Source organism: Streptomyces sp. NPDC003284 (genome assembly GCF_053589675.1).
This window is the reverse complement of record NZ_JBSFSI010000003.1, coordinates 600893-622679: the sequence shown is the minus strand read 5'-3', so window position 1 is coordinate 622679 and position 21787 is coordinate 600893. Positions and strand designations below refer to the sequence as shown.

Sequence of the window (21787 nt, the reverse complement as noted above, 5' to 3'; positions counted from 1 at the left end):
TGGGGACGAACCGGGACGGCTCAGGAGAGCTGGAGCAGCCCCCGCAGCACATCGCGGCTCTCGTCCGGGCCGGGGCTGTCGTGCTGGAGCTCCTTGAGCGCCCGCTCGTACTGGGCGACGTCCTCGCGCTTGTCCAGGTAGAGGGCGCTGGTGAGCTGCTCCAGATAGACGACGTCCGACAGATCGGACTCGGGGAAGCTGAGGATGGTGAAGGCACCGGACTCACCGGCGTGCCCGCCGAAGCTGAACGGCATGACCTGGAGCCGTACGTTGGGCCGCTCGGAGAACTCGATCAGATGCTGCAACTGGCCGCGCATGACCGCGCGGTCGCCGTAGGGGCGGCGCAGGGCGGCCTCGTCCAGGACGATGTGCAGCTCCGGCGCGTTCTCGGAGACGAGGTACTTCTGCCGTTCCAGGCGCAGCGCGACCCGGCGCTCCACGTCCGCCTCGCTCGCGCCCTGCATCCCGCGCCGGACCACCGCGCGGGCGTACGCCTCGGTCTGGAGCAGGCCGTGCACGAACTGCACCTCGTAGACGCGGATGAGCGACGCCGCGCCCTCCAGGCCCACATAGGTGGGGAACCAGTTGGGCAGGACGTCGGAGTAACTGTGCCACCAGCCCGCGACGTTGGCCTCTTTGGCGAGCGAGAGGAGTGAGGTGCGCTCGGCGCCGTCCGTGATGCCGTACAGCGTCAGCAGGTCTTCGACGTCACGGGTCTTGAAGCTCACCCGGCCCAGCTCCATCCGGCTGATCTTCGACTCCGAGGCGCGGATCGAGTAGCCCGCCGCCTCCCGCGTGATCCCCCGTGCCTCCCGCAGCCGCCTGAGTTGCGAGCCGAGCAGCATGCGCCGCACCACCGATCCGGGCTCTCCCGCGCTCACGTTCGCCAGCCTCCCCAACCGTCTTCAAGAGCCGCAGTCTGCCACTAAAACACTTCGAGCAGTACTCGCATGATTACGGAAACGGAAAGAGATCGCAGAAAGCGCACAGCGAGAGGCGAGAAGAAGGCAATCGCCGGTCGAGAAGATGGCGGAAAAAATGGCCAGTAAGCGGTACGGGAGGGTCTAATTCGGTCACGTGCACGTGCATCTGCCCTTGCATCTGCTGTACGCATCCGAAACCATGGTCTCGCGCCACCGCTGCATCGCAATGACCAATGCATCGCAACGATCGCGATTTCCCGGGAGTGCCTCGCATGGGGACGAATGGATCGACCATGCTCCAGCCGTTACGGCAGGGCCTTCCGCCACTGGACCCCTCCGCCGTGTGCGATGCCGCCTCCTGCGCTCTGCCCGCCCGCTTCGAAGCCGTGCGCGAGGCGCGGCGGTTCACCCGCGCCACTCTCGACGGATGGGACCTGGGCGAGCGTTTCGACGATGTCTGCCTGGTCGTCTCCGAACTGGTCACCAACGCCCTGCGGCACGCGCTGCCGGACGCGCCGGGACCGCGCGCGTGCGACCACGGCCCGTCGGTGCGGCTGCATCTGATGCACTGGACCGAACGGCTGGTGTGCGCCGTGCGCGACCCGAGCCGGGAGAGCCCGGTGGCCCGCGAGAGCGACGACTTCTCCGCCGAGTCGGGCCGGGGGCTGTTCCTCGTCGACTCCTTCAGCGACGGCTGGGGCTGGCATCCGCTGGCCGGCACGCTGGGCGGCAAGGTCGTCTGGGCGCTGTTCCGGCTGGGGCCCGTCGCGCCGATTGCACCGGTCCTGCCGATCGCGCCCGCCGCAACGGCCGCACCGGCCGTCCCGCTGATCTGAGGAACCGGCCGCGGCGTCGTGCGACGCCGCGGTTCTACGCGCGTCACGGGGTACGTGGCGACCGGTCCGTCCTCCCGGGTCCGCGCCCCCGCGGTGCGGCGAGCCCCCGCCCTGTGCTGTGGCGATTCGTTTCGTCAGCCGACGATCAGATGGTCGAACTCGCCGTCCTTGATGCCCAGCAGCATGGCCTCTATCTCGGCGCGCGTGTAGACGAGCGCGGGACCGTCGGGGAAGCGGGAGTTCCGCACCGCCACGTCCCCGCCCGGCAGCCGCGCGAACTCCACGCACGAGCCCTGTGAGTTGCTGTGCCGGCTCTTCTGCCAGGCCACGCCTCGCAGCCGTTCGGCCGCCATGCCGTTGTACACGTCGCACTCCCCGTACACGCCCTCGACGTCGTGGTTCACAGGTCGCTCCCCGGTGGTGCACTGGCTGGTATGGCCATTGATGCATCGGTCAACTGATCCGGATCATAACCTTGTTCATGTGCAGGTGCATGAGCAGATGCACGTGCACGCGGAGTGGTGCGGCCGTTACAGCTTTGACGAGCGCTTTACCGAAGCTGATGCAGCGATTGCCCCCGGACGGACCGGGCATGCGCGTCCCGTGCCCTGTCCGCCCGCCGGGCGCGCCCGTACTGCGCGCCCGTACTGACACGTGCACTCCAGGAAAGACGCACGGGAGGCCCGCGGTGTTCCGCCTCCGCGAGGGGGTTGCGTGAACGTGACCCGATAGCCTGCCGGTGGTGCACCGGCAGGCTGCCGGACGGCCGCTGCCAGGTGGGGGGGAACTCGGTGAACAGGACGGTCGAGGCGGGCGAGGCGGTCAAGGCGGGCGAGGCGGCCAGGACTGACACGGCGGCCACGGCAGCCACGGCAGCCACGGCAGCCACGGCGGCGAACAGGACGGCCGTGGTGGTGCGAACGGCCGTGGCGGTGCGGGTCGGTGTCGTCGCGCTGTTGGGCGCGTTCGTGCTGGGGGCTTGCGGCAGCGGGGGCGGGGGTGGGGGTGGGGGTGGAGACTCGGGTGCCGGGGGTGCCAAGGCGGATGTCTCCGGTGGCGCCACGCCGTCGGCCACGGGCGGCGGGAGTACGGGCGGCGGAGGTGCGGGCGGCGGGGGCGCGGGTGCCACGGACGCCGCGCTGAGCGGCAGTTGGCTCACCACCAGCGGCGGCAAGGCCGTGGTGCTCATCATCACCGGCCGTCAGGCGGCCCTGTTCTCCACCGACCGGACCACGTGCACCGGAACCGCGACCGGACAGGCGGGCGAGGACGTGATCCGCCTGGACGCGTGCAAGACGCGGTCGGCGGGCACGGTCGAGTCCGTCAACAAGACCACGCTCCAGGTGACCTGGGAGGGTGGACTCGGCAAGGAGACCTACACACGGTCCGAGGGCGGGGCGCTACCGTCGGGGCTGCCCACGGCGAGCAGCGGTTCCTGAGCGTCCGCGAGACCCGCGGGGGCCCGCAAGGTCCGCGACGTCCGAGGCGGGTGGGGCGGGCAACCGCGCGGCCCGCTCGTACGTGATGATCGTCGAGCATCGTCACGACCCGAGGAAGCAGCACATGCGCGCCATTCCCCTCACCGTCACCGCCGTAGCCGCGGCCCTTCTCCTCGCCGCCTGCGACAGCGGCGGCAGCGGCTCCGACAGCGACACGGGCAGCAAGAACACCGACAGTTCAGCCAACTCCGCCGGTTCGGCCGGTCCCGCCGGTTCCGCCTGCCGTATCGGCCAGGTCGGGCTCCAGGTCGGCCCCGCCAACGCCGCGCCCGCCGCCGGTGACACGGGTGACGTCCCGGTCACCCTCACCAACCGGGGCGCCCAGTGCACCCTGGACGGCTTCCCCACCGTCACCCTGGCCGCCGGGAGCACCTCCGCGACCGTGAAGCCGGACGAGGCAGGCCAGCCGCAGAAGCTGACCCTCGCCAAGGGCGGCACCGCGTCCTTCACCCTGACCTATGTGCGGGGCAAGGAGGGCGACGGGAAGAGCCTCGCGGCGACCTCGCTGAAGATCGCCCTGCCCGGCGCGGCCGACGCCCTCGACTCCAAGTGGTCCTACGGCCCGGTGCAGGGCAAGAAGGACGCGAGCGAGCCGGACGCGTCGGTGACGGCCTTCCAGCAGGCGGGCGACTGACGAACCGGGCCCGACCGGCGGAGGACCGCGCGGCGGACTGCCCGGAGGACTGCGCGGGGAACAGCCGAGACCGGCCGTCCGGGTTTGGCCGGGCAGCCGGGCAGCCGGGTTCAGTCCAGTCGGCGGCGGGATCTCATCTGCGCCCGGTCGGCCGCCTGCGCGCCCTCCGTCCATCCCGCCTCGTCGCTCACCCCCCGCAGCCGGGTGGTCGTCGTCTCCGGGAACAACCGGTCCAGCCGGTCGCCCACCGCGACGTCCCGGCTCGCCAGGACCGGCAGCAGGTCCTCGGTGACCTGGGTCCCGGCGGCAGCGGCGAGGCGGGTGCCGATGCGATGGGCGTAGGCGGCCAGGAAGGACTGCCGGAAGGTCTTGGTCCGCTTGCGTCCGCCGGCCCGCTGCGCCGCCTCGGCCTTCGCCATGGCGGTCGTGGCCTGCACGAGGAGTGAGGTGTACAGCAGCTCCACCACCTCCAGTTCGGCCTCGAAGCCGACGACGGTCGAGAAGCCCAGGGGCTCGTTCCACACCGCGCGGCAGCGGTTCGCGGTGGCGACGGCGTCCAGCAGTACGGCCTTGGCCTGCTCGTACGGCGGTTCGACACCGATCCGGCAGGCGCCGGGCGCGTCGGGCGCGGGAGCGCGGGCGGCGAGCAGCGCCTCGTCGACGCTGTGCCGGGCCATCAGCTCCTGCGCCTTGGCGCTCAGCGCCTCCGCCTCCTCCGGGAACCCGGTCGCCTCGGCCTTGGCCAGCAGCGCGCGGATCCGGCCGAGCATCCGGGACTCGGCTCCCGGCGCCGCCGCCGCGGACGGTCCGGCCGCCTCGTCCAGGTGCTCCAGCGCGGGCAGCCGCAGCAGCAGGCGGTACAGCTCCAGCACGGCGGTGGCGTACGAGAAGCGGTCGGCCCGGCCCGGCGCCGTGGCGGTCAGCTCGTCGAGCTGGGCGGTCCAGCGCCGTCCGCGCGGTCCGTCGTGCCGGGCCTGGGCGCGGATCAGCGAGGCGGCGAGGCGTACGTGCTCCTCGCCCAGCTCGCGCCCCACGATCCGCACCACGTCGGCGGGCTGCCAGCCCCGCTGCCAGGCGACCGCCACGAACTCCTCGCCGCGCCGGTCGAGTTCGGCGTCCGCGGCGGGGGCGGCGGCGAGCAGCGAGGCGCCCGTGTCGAGGGCGTCGTCGGAGGCGGCGTAGAGGGCGGCCCGCAGGGCGCGGTCGACGACGGCCCCGGGTCCGCCGGACGCGTCGGACGCGCTGGAGGAGCCGGAAGGGTCGGAGGAGCCGGAGGAGCCGGAAGGGTCGGTGGAGCTGGTCGTACGGGTCACGGACCGATCGTGCCACGTCGGGCCGACCGGCCGTCCACAGCCTGTGGACAACTCTGCGGCCAGCGGGCGGTGGGCGGCGGCCAGCGGGCGGCGGAGCCGCCGAGGCTCATGTCAACCCGAGGTTGACACTCCTCCACTGTCAACCTACGGTTGACACATGACGAACCCCAGCATCCGGTCGACGGTCCGTCTCGACGACCTCATCTCGGCCATCAAGAACGCTCACCAGGAACCCCTCGAACAGCTCCAGGACGCCGTCATCGCCGGTGAGCACCTGGGCGAGGTGGCCGACCACCTCATCGGACACTTCGTCGACCAGGCCCGCCGCTCCGGCGCCTCCTGGACCGACATCGGCGCGAGCATGGGCGTCACCCGGCAGGCCGCGCAGAAGCGGTTCGTGCCCAAGGAGTCCGCCGATCTCGACCCCAGCCAGGGCTTCAGCCGCTACACCCCCCGCGCGCGGAAGGTCGTCATGGCCGCGCACGAGGCGGCCAAGTCCGCGGGGAACACCGAGGGGCTGCCCGCCCACCTCGTCCTGGGCCTGCTCAGCGAGCCGGAGGCGCTCGCCGCCAAGGCGGTCCAGGAACAGGGCGTGACGCTGGAGGCGGTCCGGCGGGCCGCGTCCGCCGCGCTGCCGCCGGCCTCCGCCGACGCACCCGACCTGGTCCCCTACGGCCCCGCCGCCAAGAAGGCCCTGGAACTCACCTTCCGCGAGGCCCTCCGCCTCGGCCACAACTACATCGGCACCGAGCACATCCTTCTCGCCCTCCTGGAGCAGGAGAACGGCGACGGCCCGCTGAGCGGCCTCGGCCTCGACAAGGCACACGCCGAGGAGTTCGTCACCCGCCTCCTGGCGGAGTTCCTGACGGACGGCGAAGCACCGGCGGCCCCGTCCGGCGAGACACAGGACGGGCCGGCCTGAGCGAAGGGTCAGCGGACCCTCCGGCTCTCCTGAGTTCCGTCCGTCCACAGGTCCGGCCGATTGTCACAGGTGCCTGCGAGACTCTCGGCATGACCGACCGCTGGGCTCTCGCTCCGGCCGAGGACGGTGGCGCCGACGTCGCCCCCCTCGGCCCGGACGGGCTGCCCTCGGGCCCGGTGCGCCGGGAGCCGGACCTCGCCGAGTCCGTACGGAGCAGACCGCACGTCACCCGTTGGGTGTGGCGCTCCACCGCCGAGGTATACCCGCGCCTGCTCGACGCGGGCGTGCGCGTCGAGCGGTGCTACGACATCGAGGACGCCGAGACGCTGCTGCTCGGCCACGAGGGACGGCACGGCGAGCCCCGTTCGGCAGCGGCGGCCCTGGCCCGGCTGCGCGGCGGCCCCGTACCGCGCGATCCGCCGCAGCGGGCCGCCGAGCCGGGTTCGCAGTCCCCCCTCTTCGAACCGCGCGGCACCCACCTGCCCCTGTCCGATCTCCTCGCTGTCTACGCCGAGCAGCAGCGGCGGCACGGCAGGACAGCTCATCCCGACCGCATGCACCTGCTGACCACCGCCGAGTCGGCCGGGATGCTGGTGGCCGCCGAGATGAACCGCGCGGGCCTGCCGTGGGACGCGGACGTGCACCGCGGGGTCCTGCGCGAGCTGCTCGGCGAGCGGTACGCGGGCGGCGGCGAGCCCCGGCGGCTGGCCGAGCTGGCGGAGGAGGTGTCCGCCGCCTTCGGCCACCGGGTGCGGCCCGACCTGCCCGCCGAGGTCGTCAGGGCCTTCGCGCGGGCCGGGGTCAGGGTCAGATCGACGCGCCGCCACGAGCTGCACTCCGTGGACCACCCGGCCGTGGCCCCCCTGCTGGAGTACAAGAAGCTGTACCGGATCTGGGTCGCCCACGGCTGGGCCTGGTTGCAGGACTGGGTGCGGGAGGGGCGGTTCCGCCCGGAGTTCCTGGCGGGCGGCACGGTCACCGGGCGCTGGGTGACCCACGGCGGGGGCGCGCTCCAGATCCCGAAGGTGATCCGGCGTGCCGCGGTCGCCGACCCGGGCTGGCGGCTGGTGGTGGCGGACGCGGCGCAGATGGAGCCGCGCGTGCTGGCGGCGATCTCCCGCGACCCGGGCCTGATGGAGGTGGCGGGCCGGGACGACGACCTCTACCAGTCGGTGTCCGACCGGGCCTTCTCCGGCGACCGCGCCCAGGCCAAGCTGGCCGTGCTCGGCGCCGTCTACGGCCAGACCTCCGGGGACGGCCTGAAGAACCTCGCCGCGCTGCGCCGCCGCTTTCCCCGCGCGGTGGCCTATGTCGACGAGGCCGCGCGCGCCGGTGAGGAGGGGCGGCTCGTACGGACCTGGCTGGGCCGCACCTGTCCGCCCGCGGCCGGGGCGACGGACGAGGCCACCCAGGAGGCCGGCCTCCCCCAGGACGATCCGGACGAGCAGGACACCGGCCGGAGCCCCGACCAGGGCTGGACCCCGGGGTACGCGTCGGGTGACGCCCGCGCCCGGGGCCGCTTCACCCGCAACTTCGTCGTCCAGGGCAGTGCGGCCGACTGGGCGCTGCTGCTGCTCGCCGCGCTGCGCCGCGCCTGCCGGGACCTGACGGCCGAGCTGGTCTTCTTCCAGCACGACGAGGTGATCGTGCACTGCCCGGCGCACGAGGCCGACTCCGTCGCCGCGGCGATACGGGAGGCGGCGGAGCTGGCCGGGCGGCTCACCTTCGGCCCGACGCCGGTGCGGTTCCCGTTCACGATGTCGGTGGTGGAGTGCTACGCCGACGCCAAGTGACGCCGCGGGGACGGCCTTGATCAGATGATCGGAGGCCGACCCAGCCGGGTGAGCCGCCACACGGTCCGCCAGCGCATGGGCCGCCGCTCCCCCGCCGGGCGGCGCAGCCCCTCCGCGAACCCGCCGAGCCACGCCCGCAGCCCGGCGGCCGACCGGGTGCGTACGAGGGTGAGCAGCGCCCATACGCCCAGGTGGACCGGGATGAGCGCGAGGGGCAGCCGTCGGCGGGCCAGCCAGACCCGGTTGCGGGCGGTGACGCGGTAGTAGATGGCGTGCCGGGCGGGCGAGGTCTTCGGGTGCCGCAGGAGCAGTTCGGGGGCGTAGAGGATCTTCCATCCGGCATCGGCGGCGCGCCAGGCCAGGTCGGTCTCCTCGTGCGCGAAGAAGAACTCCGCGGGCCAGTCGCCGGTCTGTTCGAGCATCGGCATGCCGAGGGCGTGCCCGCCGCCGAGGAAGCCGGTGACGTACCCGCCGCGCATCGGGTCGGCGGAGCCGACACGGGGCACGTGCCGCTGCTGGGTCTCGCCGTTCTCGTCGGCGATGCGGAAACCGACGATGCCGAGGCGGGGATCGGCGGCGTACAGGTCCCGTACGCGGCGCAGCACGTCCACGTCGACGAGGAGCCCGTCGTCGTCGAGGTCGACGACCACATCGACGTCGCCGAACTCACGCAGCCGGGCGAGGGCCGCGTTGCGTCCGCCCGGACAGCCGAGGTTCTCGTCCAGCTCGACGGTGGTGACCTCGCCGGGCAGGGAGAGCCGCCGGGCGAACTCGGGCAGCCGGCAGCCGTTGCCGACGATCACGATGCGCGCGGGCGCGAGATCCTGCGCGGCGACGGACTTCAGCAGGGCGTCGACCTCGTCGGGCCGGTTGCCCATGGTCACCACGGCGACGGCGATCCGCGGTTCGCGCGTTCGCCCCGCTCCCACCCCTACCGCTACTTCCGCTTCTTGCGCCTCTGTTGCCTCTACTGCCTCTACTGCCCCTGCCGCCTCTTCTGCCCTGGCCGCCCCTGTCGTCACGTTCCGCTCACTCCATCCGCACCGGCGGCGCCCGAGCCCGTGTCTCAGGACGATCCGCTGATTCCGCTCGTTCCGCTCCTCGTTCACGACGATGTTGCCTCAGCTCGGCCCGTAACCCTGACACGGCGTGGCGGGGCTGCGTGCCCGGGTTTCCCGTCCCACCGGGGTGCGTCCCGCGGCCCGCGGTGTACCTCGCACCGGTTCCTGCGGTACTCCTGAAGATCCACGGCGACCGGGCACCCGACACCCGCACACGGACCCAGCCACCGAACCGAGGGGGAGAGCACCCATGCGCCTGCGCTGCGCCGTACTCGACGACTTCCAGAACGCCGCGACCACCGCGGCCGACTGGTCACCGCTGCACGACCGGGTGGAAGTCGTCGCCCACGACGAGCACTTCGCCACGGAGGACGCCCTGGCCGAGGCGCTCGCCGACGCCGACATCGTGGTGACCCTGCGCGAACGGGTCGCCTTCCCGGCCTCCCTCCTCGACCGGCTGCCCCGCCTGAAGCTGCTGATCGCCTCCGGTATGCGCAACTCGGTGATCGACCACGCGGCGGCACGGGCGAACGGCGTGACCGTGTGCGGGACCGAGAGCTCGTCGACTCCGCCGGTGGAACTGACCTGGGCCCTGCTGCTCGGCCTCGCCCGCGGGATCGTCCAGGAGAACAACTCTCTGCGGGCGGGCGGCCCCTGGCAGTCCACCGTGGGCGCCGACCTGCACGGCCGGCGCCTCGGCCTGCTGGGACTCGGCAAGATCGGCAGCCGGGTGGCGCAGGTGGGGCTGGCCTTCGGCATGGAGGTCACGGCGTGGAGCCGGAACCTCACGAAGGAACGTGCGGACGAGGTGGGCGTGGCCCTGGCGCCGAGCAAGGAGGATCTGCTGTCCACCGCGGACTTCGTCTCGGTCCACCTGGCCCTGAGCGACCGCACCCGCGGCCTCCTCGGCACCCGTGAACTGTCCCTGCTGAAGCCGACCGCCTACCTCGTCAACACCTCCCGCGCCGCCATCGTCGACCAGGACGCCCTGCTCACGGCCCTGCACGAGGGCCGGTTCGCCGGAGCGGGCGTCGACGTCTTCGACACCGAGCCCCTCCCCGCCACCCACCCGATGCGCACCGCCCCGCGCCTGCTGGCCACCCCGCACCTCGGCTACGTCTCCCGGGCGAACTACGCCCGCTACTACGGCCAGGCGGTCGAGGACATCGAGGCGTACCTGGCCGGAGCCCCGATCCGCCTCCTCGGCTGACCGCACCCGGCGCCACCCACCCGCTCGATAACATCAACCGACAGACACACGACCGGGCTGACGGCCCGGCGGATCGCCGTACGGACCGACGAGCGGGGGAAGGGGCCGGCGCGGACATGGGCGGGGTGGCGCGGCTGCGCGTACCGGTGGGCGAGGACGCCGAGCGGTGGATCACCCGCACCGGCTGCCGCCGCGTCCTGTTCATCGTCCACAACGTGACCTCGGCGACCCGCCTGCTGGACACCCTCCCGCTCTTCGACGGCGACCTGCGCGTCCAGCTCTTCGCCACCTGCACAGGCTCCTCCCCCTTCCTCGCCGGAGTACCCGAACTCCTCACCCGATCCGGCCTGCCCGTCCTCCCCTGGGCACAGGCGAAGGACACGGACTTCGACCTGGCGATCACGGCAAGTTATGGGGGCGAACTGGAGGCGTTCCAGGGGAAATTGGTGGTTCTGTCACATGGTGTCGGATACAATAAGAAGCTGGCAGCACCGAGCACCGAGCACCGAGCACCGAGCACCGAGCACCGAGCACCGAGCACCGAGCACCGAGCACCGGTCTTCGGTATGTCGCCGGAATGGCTGCTCGATGACGGGCGGCGCCCGCTGGCGACCGCGACGGTGCTCTCCCACCCGGAGCAGCTGGAGCGGCTGAGCGCGTACTGCCCGGAGGCCGCGCCCACGGCGGTCCTCGCCGGAGACCCGTGCTACGACCGCATCCTCGCCGCCCTCCCGCGCCGCGACAGTTTCCGCCGCGCGCTGGGCGTCGGTCCCGGCCGCCGATTGATCGTGCTCAACTCGACCTGGTCGGCGCGCTCGCTCTTCGGTGACACCACCGGGCAGGGCGCCGCACCGGCCGACGCCGACGACCTGCTGCCCTGGCTGCTCTCCCGGCTGGCCGCCGAACTGCCCGCCGACGAGTACCGCGTGACGGCCGTGCTGCATCCCAACATCTGGCACGGCCACGGCCCCGGGCAGGTCCGGGCCTGGCTGGACCACGCCCGGCAGGCCGGTCTGGACACGATCCCGCCGCTCGACGGCTGGCGCCAGGCGCTGATCGCCGCCGACTGCGTCATCGGGGACCACGGCAGCGTGACGTACTACGCGGCGTCCATCGGCGTCCCCGTCCTTCTGGGCGCCTTCCCCGAGGAGGCCCTCGACCCGCACTCCCCCGTCGCCGCCCTGGTGCGCACCGCTCCCCGGCTCGTCCGGCACGGCACCGGCCAGGGAGCCCTGCGGGCGCAGATCGACCAGGTGATCGCCGCGCACGGGCCGGACCGGTACCGGCGGCTGGCCGCGCAGACGACCTCGTCACCGGGCGAGTCGGGCCCACTGCTGCGCCGTCTGTTCTACGGCCTCATGGACCTGCCCGAGCCCAGCGGACGGCCCGCCCTGCTCGACCCGCTGCCGCTGCCCCCGTACACACCGGACCGGTGCACCGCGCCGGTCCGGGTCCTGACCCGGCTGCTCGGCACCGGTCCGCCGGAGGTCGCGGTGGTCCGCCGCGCCACCACCGAGGAGAATCCCGAGACCGAGACCGAGACAGTGTCCGGGACAGGGACCATGTCCGGGACAGAGACAGGGACCGAGTGCGAGACCGCCGCCCACACCGTGGTCGACGAGGACACGAAGCACGCGGGGCGGCTGCGGATCGCCGACATCGTCGTGCGCCGCGGGCGCGCGGACGACCCGAGGGTCGGACCGCCGGGCGCCTGGGTGGCGGAGGCACTCGCCCGGTACCCGTACTGCGGTCTGGCCGTCTACGTCGACGGGATCGACCGCTGTGTCGTCGGCACCCGCGAGGGCGCGCTGCTGCGGCTGACGGCGGCCACGGCCCCGGACGGCAGAGCCGACCTGTGCGATCCGGCGGCCTACGCGTCCGCGCTGTACGCGTGGGCCACCGGTGAGGCCGCCGCCGGCAGGCCCGCGCGCGAGGCCGCCCCCGAGATCGTCGTACGGACCGGCAGGACGACCCACCGCGTACGGATCGACCCCCTGGAGCACCCGCACCCGCACCCGCACCCGCAGCAGTGAGCGCGGGGCGCGGTCATTCCTCCGGCTCGGCCAGCCGGGCGCGCACGCGGGCCAGGGCGGGCTGGTCACCGCCGCGCTCGTGGAGCGGCACGGTGGCCCGCAGGTCCGCACGCTCGTCCTCCACCCGACCGGAGCGACGGTGGCAGTCGGCCCGCAGTTCCAGCGCGTAGGCGTGCTGCGGCTCGGCGCCCTCCGCGCTCATGATGTCGACCGCCCTGTCCAGGCACACCAGGGCGTGTTCCACGGACCCTGCGGCGAGGTGCGTCTCGCCCAGGCTCATGTACACCCGGCCCTCGTTGTACCGGTCGGCGCCCCCGGGCAGATCGCGGAACTGCACGAGCGCGGTGTTGAACCTGTCGACCGCCTCATCGAACCGGCCCTGCTTGGCCTGCGCCCGGCCGGTGTGGTGCTCCAGCAGCGCGCGGGCCCGCGGAAGGTCCTCCCGGCCCTCGTCGTTCTGTCCGATCCTGCTCAGGACCCGCCCGGCCTCGATGAAGCTCTCCTCGGCCTCCGCCCAGCGCCACTGCTTCAGATGGAGCAGCCCCAGTGCCTCGACGGCGCTCGCCTGCCCGCGGTGGTGTCCGCAGTCCGCGTCCGCCGCCACCGCCTGCGCCAGGGCCCGCTCCGCGTCGGCGGCGCGGCCGAGGCCCATGTAGGCGAAGGCGAGCTGGACCAGCACCCGGCCCACGGCCCGCCGGTCGCCGAACTCGGCCGCGCTGCGCCGGGCCGCCTCCACGCCCAGCAAATGTGTGTCGACCCACTGCTCGTGGAAGCCGAGCCGCAGATGCAGCCCCCACATCGCCTCGCACAGCTGCCACACGAGATCGTCGAACCCGTGGTGCGCGGCGGCCCGGACGACCGCCGCCAGGTTCTCGCGCTCCTCGCGCAGTTCCCGCAGCGCGCGCCCGCCGTCCTCCGGGTCGCGGTTCTCCGGCCGGCCGAGCGCCGCGTAGGCGGGCCCGAGCCGCCACCGGGACGGGATGACCCGAAGGTCGGCGCCCGCCGCGAACCGGAGCTGCCCGACCGCGACCCGGCGCACCGCGGCGGCCATCCGACCGTGCCCGTCCTCGGCGACCGCCAGGTCGTGCGCGAACGCACGCGACACGTCATGGAACCGGTAGCGCTCCGGCGCCACCTCCTCCAGCAGGTGCACATCCGCCAGCTGTTCGAGCAGCAGGCGTGCGTCGCCCTCCTCGACGCCGGCCGCGAGTGCCGCGCAGCGCACCGTGACCGTCGGCCACGGCCACACCGCCACCGCCCGGTAGAGGGCGGCGCACTCGGGTGCCAGTTCGCGGTACGCGCCGTCGTGCGCGAGCCGTACCGGGTCCCCCGGTGTCCCCTCCGGCATCGCCGCGCCCTCCTCCTGGCCGTCCCCGCCGCCGGATCCCGCACGCCGCTCGGACAGTTGCCGGGCCACCCGCTCCCACGCCAGGTGCTCCCGTACGGCCAGGCGCGCGCCGGTGGTGCACAGGGCCAGCGGGATCCCGCCGGTCCCTTCGGCGACGGCCCGCACGCCCGCCTCCGCGCCCGCCGCCCGCTCGTCCCCGACGATCCGGGTCAGCAGGCGCACCGAATCCTCCGGGGTGAGCGGTGGGACGGTGAGGTGCCGCGCCCCGGTTCCGGCCACCAGCCGGTCCAGCCGGCGTCGGCTCGTCACCAGGACCAGGCAGTCGGGCGAGGCCGGGAGCAGCGGCAGGACCTGGGCGTCGGAGTGGGCGTTGTCCAGCACGATCACCAGGCGTCGGCCGGCCGTGCGGTCGCGGTAGAGGTCACGCTGGCGTGCCTCGTCCCCGGGCACCGCGGCGGGCGGCGTCCCGAGCCGTTCGAGGAAGCGGACCAGCACGTCGGACGGCGCCAGTGCCGTCTCGGCGGAGGCACCGGCCAGGTCCACGTACAGCGCGCCGTCCGGGAAGCGGTCGGCCAGGACGTGGGCGCAGTTGACCGCGGCCGCGGTCTTGCCGATGCCGCCCGGACCGCTGAGTACGGCGACCGCCGGGGCGCCCCGTGTGCGGCCGGTCTCCTCCAGCAGCGCGGTCACCGACGCCGTCAGGTCCTCCCGGTCCGTGAACACTCCGGTCGCCGGGGGCAGCATCCGCGGGCGGACGGTCCCGTGAGCCCCGCCGCTGCCGCCTCCCGGCACCAGCGAGGCCGCCTCGTCGAGCCACCGAGCCACCTCATCGGCGAAGTCGGGCGACCGGCGTGCGACCTCCGTCAGCCATAACGCCGCCGCGCGCTGCTCGGACTCGGTCACCGGCAGCGTCGGCGCCCGCCCGCCGCCCGTGGCCCCGTCCGCCCGGGTGCCCCCGGCCCGTCCCGGCGCGACGGCCGCGGTTCCCTGCTCGTCACGTGCCCGGTTCAGCAGCCCGAAGAGCGTCTCCGAGGTGCGTCTGCCCATCTCCCCGCCCGCACCGGACAACGCGCCGGACGCGACCGTCCCGACGGCCGACAGCACCACTCCCATGAAGGGTTCCACGCAAGACTCCCCCAACTCGCCGGTGAGCCAGATCGTATCGACCGCCCCCGACACACCAGAAGCCCACAACACCCCGCCCCCGACCCCCACCGGCGACCACACCCTGCCCGACACGCCCCCTCAAAACAACAAAAAAGCCAGGTCACGCGCGAGGTGACCTGGCTTCTTCCCAAGGGAGCCGCTTTCGGGATTCGAACCCGAGACCTACGCATTACGAGTGCGTTGCTCTGGCCATCTGAGCTAAAGCGGCGTGCTGGCCGCACCATGGTGCGATCGGCAACGTCGGCAAGTCTACACAGTTTCCGGGGGTGCTTCGTACCCGCCCCGGGGACGGGGGCCGGGGCGGGTACGGGGTGGTCAGGAGCAGTGCTTGTCCTGGGCGGGCGGGGTGCCCCGGAGGAGGTAGGTGTCGATGGCGGCGTCGATGCAGCGGCTGCCGCGGCCGTAGGCGGTGTGGCCGTCGCCGTCGAAGGTGAGGAGGCGGGCGGAGGCGAGCTGGGCGGACAGGCCCTGGGCCCAGCGGTAGGGGGTGGCCGGGTCGCGGGTGGTCCCGACCACCACGATGGGCGCCGCGCCCTTGGCCTCGATGCGGTGCGGGCCGCCGGTGGGCTTCACCGGCCAGTACGCGCAGTTCAGGGAGGCCCAGGCCAGACCCCGACCGAAGACGGGGGACGCCTTCTCGAAGGCGGGCAGGGCCTTCTCCACCTCGGCGGGGGTGGAGTACGCCGCGGGGAGGTCGAGGCAGTTCACGGCGGCGTTGGCGTACATCAGGTTGCTGTAGCGGCCGCTGGAGTCGCGTTCGTAGTAGCTGTCGGACAGGGCCAGCAGGGGGGCGCCGTCGCTGTTCTTCATCGCCGCGTTCAGGGCGCCGCGCAGTTGCGGCCAGGCCGACTGGTCGTACATCGCGGCGATCACCCCGGTGGTGGCGAGCGCCTCGCCGAGCTTGCGGCCCTTGGTGTCACCGGCGGGGATCGGGTGGGCGTCGAGCTTGCGGAAGAAGGCCGCCATGCGGTCGCCCGCCTGCGCCGGTGTGGTGCCCCGGCCGCCGAGCGGGCAGTCGCTCTGGCGCACGCAGTCCTTCGCGAAGGACTGGAAGGCGGTCTCGAAACCCGTCGTCTGGTCGAGGTTCATCCGGCTCGCCGGCAGGGACGGGTCCATCGCGCCGTCCAGCACCAGGCGGCCCGCCCGGTCCGGGAAGAGACCGGCGTACGTCGCCCCCAGGAACGTCCCGTACGACGCCCCCACGTACGTCAGCTTCTTGTCGCCGAGCACCGCGCGCAGGACGTCCATGTCGCGAGCCGCCTCGACCGTGGAGACGTGCCGCAGCAGCCGCGGATCATGGGCGCCGCAGCCCTCGGCGAACTTCCGGTACGCGCCCACCAGCGCGTCGGTCTCCTTGCGGTCGTCGGGCGTGACGTCGGTCTGCGTGTACGTGTCCATGTCCCGGTCGCCGAGGCACTCGACGGGCTCGCTGCGGGCCACGCCGCGCGGATCCATCGCCACCATGTCGTAGCGGGCGCGGATCTCGGCGGGGTAGCCGAGGCCGGCGTACTGCTGGAGGTAGCCGATGGCCGAGCCGCCCGGTCCGCCCGGGTTCACCTGCAACGAGCCCAGCCTGCTGCCGGGCCCCGTGGCCTTCTTCCTGGCCACCGCCAGCCGCACGTCGCCCTGGGAGGGCTGCGCGTAGTCGAGCGGCGCCTTCATCGTGGCGCACTGGAAGCCGGGCGCCCCGCAGTCACGCCAGGTCAGCTTCTGCTCGTAGTACGGCATCAGCGCGGCCGGGGTGGAACGCGGCAGCGCGGCCAGCACCGCGTCCGCCGCCGGAGCGGCCTGCTGCTGCCGCGCCGCGCCCGCGGAGCAGCCCGAGACCAGCAGGGCGGCGGCGGAGAGCCCGGAGAGGAGGACGAGGAGAGCGGGGCGGGAGCCGCCGGGGCGGGGCCGGGGTGCGGGCGGAAAGCTGTTCGCAGAGGTGTCGGGAGGAGTGCTCGGACGAGGGGCGCGCCTGAAGTACATCTGGCGAGCGTAACTCTGCGCGACGGTGCGGGTGCGCTACGTGCGTGTCGTGCCCCGTACGAGTGATGCCCCCCCCTGTGGGCGGTGGGACAGGTCCGTCGGGTCCGTCGGTCGGGTCCGTCGAGTCCGTCGGGCGGGCCGGTCAGCCGGCTCTCAGGGCCATCGTCATCGCCTCCACCGCGAGCAGCGGGGCCACATTTCGGTCGAGGGCCTCACGGCAGGCGGCGATCGCCTCTATGCGGCGCAGCGTGGACTCCGGGGTGCTGCCCCGGGCGACCCGGTCCAGGGTGTCCTCGACGTCCACGTTGGCGATGGCCACCCGCGAGCCGAGCTGGAGGGCGAGGACGTCGCGGTAGAGGGCGGTCAGGTCGGTCAGGGCGAGGTCGAGGCTATCGCGCTGCGTGCGGGTGCGGCGGCGCTTCTGCTTGTCCTCCAGGTCCTTCATCACACCCGCCGTGCCGCGCGGCAGCCGGCCGCCCTGGGCCGCGCCCAGCGCCGCCTTCAGCTCCTCGGTCTCCTTGACGTCCGTCTCCTCCGCGAGGGCCTTGGCGTCGTCCGCCGCGGCGTCGACCAGCTCCTGGGCGGCCTTGAGGCAGCCGCCGATGTCGTCGAGGCGGAGCGGCAGCCGCAGCACGGTGGCGCGGCGCTCGCGCGCGGCCGGGTCGGTGGCCAGGCGGCGGGCCCGGTCGACGTGCCCCTGGGTGGCGCGCGCGGCCGCGGCGGCGACGCCGGGTTCGACGCCGTCCCGGCGTACGAGCATGTCGGCCACGGCGTCCACCGAGGGGGTGCGCAGGTTCAGGTGGCGGCAGCGCGAGCGGATCGTGGGCAGGACGTCCTCGATGGAGGGGGCGCACAGCAGCCACACCGTACGGGGAGCCGGTTCCTCGACGGCCTTCAGGACGGCGTTGGCCGACTTCTCGTTCAGCCGCTCGGCGTCCTCGACCAGGATCACCTGCCAGCGGCCGTTGGCGGGTGAGGTGAACGACTTGCGGACGGTGTCCCGCATGTCGTCGGCGAGGATCTGGGTGCCGACCGCGGCGACCGTGGAGACGTCGGCGTGCGTACCGATCAGCGCCGTGTGGCAGCCGTCGCAGAAGCCACAGCCGGGGGCCCCGCCGAGGGCGCGGTCCGGGCTGACGCACTGGAGCGCGGCGGCGAAGGCCCGCGCCGTCCGGACGACCCCCGCGCCGGGCGGCCCGGTGAACAGCCACGCGTGCGTCATCCTCGACGCCTCCGGCGGTGCGGCTCCGGAGGCGGCCGCCGTCACCAGGGCGTCGGCGTCCCGGGCAGCGGCGCCCAGCTGTTCGCCGGCCTTCTCCTGCCCGACGAGGTCGTCCCACACGCTCATGGGTCACGCCGCCCTTCCGCCGCGGTCCGCCGCGCCCTCGTCATGGCTCGCCGCGCCTTCGTCCTGTTCGTGTGCGTCCTGTTCGTGGTGGTGCGGGATCCATTGTGCGGGTGCCCACTGACAACGGGGACCGGCGAGGCCGCCGGTCCCGGCCGGCCCCGGGCGCCCGCGGCCCGACCGTCGTCCTCAGCCCCGGCGCCCGCGGCCCCGGCCGTCGTCGTACTCCTCCTGCCCGTCCTGGCGCGGGCCGAGCAGCTCGTCCGCCAGCGTCGGCAGGTCGTCGAGCGGTGTCTCCTCGGCCCAGTCCGGCCGTGGCCGCCGCCGCGTGCCGGTGTCTGCCTCGACCTGGGGCAGCTCGCGCGTGCGGTCGTCGGAGCCGTCGGGCCGTACGGGAGGCGTCGGCCGCTCGTCCCGGAAGAAGCCCGGCGGGACCCGGTCGGTGATGTCGCCGCCCCGGACGTCCGCCGGAGCCGCGTCCCGCACCGGCGGCAGCACCGCGGTCTCGTCGGCCGCGCCGGAGAACGCGCCGGAGACTGCGCCGGAGCCACCGGTACCGGCGCCCTCACCGTCGTCGTCGGCGCGGATCTGCGGCAGCACCGCCGTCTCGTCCGCCGGGCCGGTGGGCGCCGGCGGCGGGCCGGACAGCCCCGGCTGGGGCAGCTCGGCCGTGGTCTCCGCCTCGGAAGCCTCCGCTTCGGCCTCCGGCTCGGCGTCCCTTCCGGCAGCGCCACGGGAAGCACCCCGCGCACCCGGTTCCCGGGCGTCGGAACCCGCGCCCGGAGCATCGCTCCGGTCCGCGCGCACCGCGCGCAGCACCGCTGTCTCGTCGTCCGCCGGGGCGCCCGCCGGGGCGGAGGAGCGGGCGTCCGTCGCCTCGGAGGTGTCCGGCGCGTCGGCCGGGGACACCACCGGCGTCGGGACGGTCACCGCGTCCGACGGCGGCACGGCGGCCGCGGCGGGCGGGGCCGGGCGGCGCGGGCCCGAGGCCGCCGCCGCGGCGGCCTTCTCGGCCGCCCGCCGGGCCTCCTCGGCCCGCAGCAGTGCCTCCTCGGCCTTCTTCTGCTTCTCCAGGCGCAGCGCCTCGGCCTCGGCCCGCAGCCGGGCCTCCTCCTCGGCCTGCTTGCGCAGCCGCTCCTGCTCGGCCTTGCGCCGGGCCTCGGCCTCCGCGCGCGCCTGCTCCTCGGCGAGCAGCCGGGCGCGCTCCTCCTCGGCACGGCGGCGCGCCTCCTCGGCGCGCTGCCTGGCCTCCTCCGCCTGGCGCTCGGCCTCGCGACGCTGCGCCTCCTCCAGCTCGCGGCGCTTGCGCTCCTCCTCCTCGGCGCGCAGCCGGGCCAGCTGCTCCTGGCGCTCCCGCTCCAGGCGCTCCTCCTCGGCCTTGCGCCGGGCCTCCTCCTCCGCCTTGCGGCGCGCCTCTTCCTCAGCCTTGCGGCGTGCCTCCTCCTGGGCCTTCACCTCGGCCTCGGACAGCGGCAGCATCTGGTCGAGCCGGGCCCGGACAACGGTGGTGACCGCCTCGGGCTCCTGGCCGGCGTCCACCACCAGGTACCGGCCGGGGTCGGCGGCGGCCAGCGCCAGGAATCCGGAGCGCACGCGCGCGTGGAACTCGGCCGGCTCCGACTCCAGCCGGTCGGGCGCCTCCGTGAACCGCTCGCGGGCGGTCTCCGGGGAGACGTCCAGGAGGACGGTGAGGTGGGGCACCAGCCCGTCGGTCGCCCAGCGCGAGATACGGGCGATCTCCGTCGGGGACAGGTCGCGGCCCGCGCCCTGGTAGGCGACGGACGAGTCGATGTACCGGTCGCTGATCACCACGGCGCCGCGCTCCAGGGCGGGCCGTACGACGGTGTCGACGTGCTCGGCGCGGTCGGCGGCGTACAGCAGGGCCTCGGCGCGGTGGGACAGGCCCTGGGAGGACACGTCCAGGAGGATCGAGCGCAGCCGCTTGCCCACGGGCGTGGCGCCCGGCTCACGGGTGAGGACGACCTCGTGGCCCTTGGCCCGGATCCAGTCGGCGAGCGCCTCGGCCTGGGTGGACTTGCCCGCGCCGTCGCCGCCTTCCAGGGCGATGAAGAAGCCGGTCGCGGCGGGCACCGTCACGGGGTCGTCGCCGCCGCGCAGGGCGTCGAAGAGGTCCTTGCGCAGCGGAACGCCGGAGCGGTCGTCGACCTTGGCCAGCACCAGCGCGGCCACCGGCAGCAGCAGCGCGCCGACCAGCATCAGGGTGAAGGCGGCGCCGCCGTGCTCGAAGACGAACCGGCCGTTCTCCAGCCGGTGCGGGCCGATACCGGCGGCGACCACCGGAGCGCACAGCGCGGCGAGGGCGACCACGAGCCGCACCACCGCGTGCAGATGCCCGGCCATGCGCGGCCTGCGCTGGTCCTCGGTCTCTAGATCGAGGACGGTGTGCCCCGCGTTGGCGGCGGTGCCGGCGCTCACCCCGGCCAGGGCGAGCAGCAGCAGGACCGTGGTGACGTCGGGCACCAGCCCGGCGGCGAGCAGGGCGATGCCGGTGAGGGCGAGGGCCAGCGCCAGCAGCCGGCGCCGCGACAGCGTGACGAGCGCCTTGGGCGCCGTACGGATGCCGACGGCGACCCCGCCGGTCAGGACGAGCACCTCCAGACCGAAGAGCACCGGGCCGCCGCCCAGGTCGCGCGCGTGCAGCGCGCAGACGGCGACGGCCGCGGCGATCGCCCCGGCGACGGCGGCGCAGGCGAGCACGAGCACCGGGACGGCGCCGGTGCGGCCCTTGTCCACGCCGGTGGCCGTCCTGGGACGGCGCAGCCCTTCGAGCGGCGACCGCGCGCGCGGGGTACGCGTGCCGGGCAGCTCCAGGTAGGTGAGGACGGACAGGGACGCGGCGAACAGACCGGCCGCGACATACGCGCCGAGGGCGGCCTGGTGCTGGTCGAACCAGGCGACGCCGGTGCCCAGGAGGTTGTTGAACAGGGAGGCGACGACCAGGACGACGGCCGCGAGCGGGATCGCCGCGAAGGTGGTGCGCAGCGACAGGCGGCGCAGGGCGTCCAGGTGGTCGGGCAGGGGGCGCACGGTGGCGCCCTCGGGGGGCGGGGCGGGCAGCAGCGCGGGCGCCGCGCTCTCCCGGCACACCGTCCACAGCCGCTCGGCCGCTCCGGTCACGAAGACGGTGACCAGGAGGAGCGTCGGTGCGTTCGCCGGGGTCCAGTCGATCCACAGCGGGGCGATGATCAGCAGCGCGGCGCGTACGCCGTCCGCTCCGACCATGGTCCAGCGGCGGTCGAGCGGGCCGTCCGGTGCGGTCAGGGTGGTGAGCGGTCCCAGGAGGACCGCTCCGAAGAGGACGGTCGCCACGATGCGCGCACCGAAGACGGTCGCCACTGCGAACGCCGCGCCCCGGTAGCCGCCGCCGAAGGACCCCTGGGCGACGGCCGCCTGGAGGACCAGGGCGACCAGCACCAGGAGGGCCAGGGTGTCGCCCACGCCCGCGACCAGCTGCGCGCTCCACAGCCGCTTCAGCTGGGGTCGGCGCAGCAGGGCACGCACGGCGCGCTCGCGGGAGTCCGTCACCAGTGCGTCGTCGGGGGCCGGAGTGTGGGCCGTTGGCTGCTCGGCTCGCGTCATGCGTTCAGCCTATCGGGAGGCACCGACAGGACGTGGCGACCGCCCGAACGTACGCGCGCCCCGGCATGTGTGTGATGCCGGGGCGCGCGTCGCGTGAACAGATGTGAAGACGAACCGGATGAAGCCGACCAA

At 74.1% G+C, this 21787-nt stretch carries 15 protein-coding genes and 1 tRNA gene; 7 read left to right on the top strand and 9 right to left on the bottom strand.

All coding sequences use genetic code 11. The features are described from left to right. Positions 1 to 20: 20 nt before the first annotated feature. Complete coding sequence (locus ACWDYF_RS09745) at positions 21 to 845, bottom strand: helix-turn-helix domain-containing protein (RefSeq protein ID WP_051115905.1); 825 nt, start codon at positions 843 to 845, stop codon at positions 21 to 23. A 371-nt stretch (positions 846 to 1216) separates the two neighbouring features. Here ACWDYF_RS09745 and ACWDYF_RS09740 point away from each other — a divergent pair, with 371 nt between their 5' ends. Beyond that, entirely contained in the window at positions 1217 to 1759 is a 543-nt protein-coding gene (locus ACWDYF_RS09740) for an ATP-binding protein (protein WP_389473219.1), read from the top strand. A gap of 134 nt (positions 1760 to 1893) precedes the next feature. Here ACWDYF_RS09740 and ACWDYF_RS09735 read toward each other — a convergent pair whose 3' ends face one another. Then, positions 1894 to 2163, bottom strand: coding sequence for a DUF397 domain-containing protein (locus ACWDYF_RS09735; RefSeq protein WP_018568901.1), 270 nt, complete (start codon positions 2161 to 2163; stop codon positions 1894 to 1896). A gap of 387 nt (positions 2164 to 2550) precedes the next feature. Between ACWDYF_RS09735 and ACWDYF_RS09730 the strand changes: the two genes are divergently transcribed. Both ACWDYF_RS09730 and ACWDYF_RS09725 read left to right on the top strand, forming a co-directional pair. After that, positions 2551 to 3198: a hypothetical protein gene (locus ACWDYF_RS09730; RefSeq protein ID WP_389473221.1), complete on the top strand. Its 648-nt coding sequence runs from the start codon at positions 2551 to 2553 to the stop codon at positions 3196 to 3198. Between the two features lie 124 nt (positions 3199 to 3322). Next, positions 3323 to 3892, top strand: coding sequence for a DUF4232 domain-containing protein (locus tag ACWDYF_RS09725; RefSeq protein WP_389473223.1), 570 nt, complete (start codon positions 3323 to 3325; stop codon positions 3890 to 3892). 110 nt (positions 3893 to 4002) lie between these two features. Here ACWDYF_RS09725 and ACWDYF_RS09720 read toward each other — a convergent pair whose 3' ends face one another. Beyond that, the gene (locus ACWDYF_RS09720; RefSeq protein WP_389473255.1) at positions 4003 to 5088 is read right to left on the bottom strand and encodes a DUF2786 domain-containing protein; all 1086 of its coding nucleotides are present in this window, start codon (positions 5086 to 5088) and stop codon (positions 4003 to 4005) included. Positions 5089 to 5362: 274 nt separating this feature from the next. Between ACWDYF_RS09720 and ACWDYF_RS09715 the strand changes: the two genes are divergently transcribed. Both ACWDYF_RS09715 and ACWDYF_RS09710 read left to right on the top strand, forming a co-directional pair. Continuing rightward, positions 5363 to 6127, top strand: coding sequence for a Clp protease N-terminal domain-containing protein (locus ACWDYF_RS09715; RefSeq protein WP_389473225.1), 765 nt, complete (start codon positions 5363 to 5365; stop codon positions 6125 to 6127). A gap of 89 nt (positions 6128 to 6216) precedes the next feature. Then, the gene (locus tag ACWDYF_RS09710; protein ID WP_389473227.1) at positions 6217 to 7920 is read left to right on the top strand and encodes a bifunctional 3'-5' exonuclease/DNA polymerase; all 1704 of its coding nucleotides are present in this window, start codon (positions 6217 to 6219) and stop codon (positions 7918 to 7920) included. Between the two features lie 20 nt (positions 7921 to 7940). Here the strand turns inward: ACWDYF_RS09710 and ACWDYF_RS09705 are convergent, their stop codons facing one another. Then, positions 7941 to 8849 carry a glycosyltransferase family 2 protein gene (locus ACWDYF_RS09705; protein ID WP_389473229.1) on the bottom strand — a complete coding sequence of 303 codons (909 nt, stop codon included), beginning with the start codon at positions 8847 to 8849 and terminating at the stop codon, positions 7941 to 7943. A 382-nt stretch (positions 8850 to 9231) separates the two neighbouring features. Here ACWDYF_RS09705 and ACWDYF_RS09700 point away from each other — a divergent pair, with 382 nt between their 5' ends. Together ACWDYF_RS09700 and ACWDYF_RS09695 are read left to right on the top strand one after the other, a co-directional pair. Then, positions 9232 to 10191: a D-2-hydroxyacid dehydrogenase family protein gene (locus ACWDYF_RS09700; RefSeq protein WP_389473231.1), complete on the top strand. Its 960-nt coding sequence runs from the start codon at positions 9232 to 9234 to the stop codon at positions 10189 to 10191. Between the two features lie 116 nt (positions 10192 to 10307). Then, complete coding sequence (locus ACWDYF_RS09695) at positions 10308 to 12224, top strand: hypothetical protein (protein WP_389473233.1); 1917 nt, start codon at positions 10308 to 10310, stop codon at positions 12222 to 12224. Positions 12225 to 12237: 13 nt separating this feature from the next. Here the strand turns inward: ACWDYF_RS09695 and ACWDYF_RS09690 are convergent, their stop codons facing one another. From ACWDYF_RS09690 to tmk, 5 genes are all read right to left on the bottom strand, one after another. Continuing rightward, positions 12238 to 14697, bottom strand: coding sequence for a tetratricopeptide repeat protein (locus tag ACWDYF_RS09690; RefSeq protein ID WP_389473235.1), 2460 nt, complete (start codon positions 14695 to 14697; stop codon positions 12238 to 12240). Between the two features lie 176 nt (positions 14698 to 14873). After that, a tRNA-Thr gene (locus tag ACWDYF_RS09685) sits at positions 14874 to 14947 on the bottom strand. A gap of 107 nt (positions 14948 to 15054) precedes the next feature. After that, positions 15055 to 16710, bottom strand: a complete 1656-nt coding sequence (locus tag ACWDYF_RS09680) for an alpha/beta hydrolase (protein WP_389473237.1) — start codon at positions 16708 to 16710, stop codon at positions 15055 to 15057. 142 nt (positions 16711 to 16852) lie between these two features. Next, positions 16853 to 18058, bottom strand: coding sequence for a DNA polymerase III subunit delta' (locus ACWDYF_RS09675; RefSeq protein WP_381740824.1), 1206 nt, complete (start codon positions 18056 to 18058; stop codon positions 16853 to 16855). Positions 18059 to 18244: 186 nt separating this feature from the next. Then, entirely contained in the window at positions 18245 to 21655 is a 3411-nt protein-coding gene (gene tmk / locus ACWDYF_RS09670; RefSeq protein ID WP_389473240.1) for a dTMP kinase, read from the bottom strand. Between the last annotated feature and the right edge of the window lie 132 nt (positions 21656 to 21787).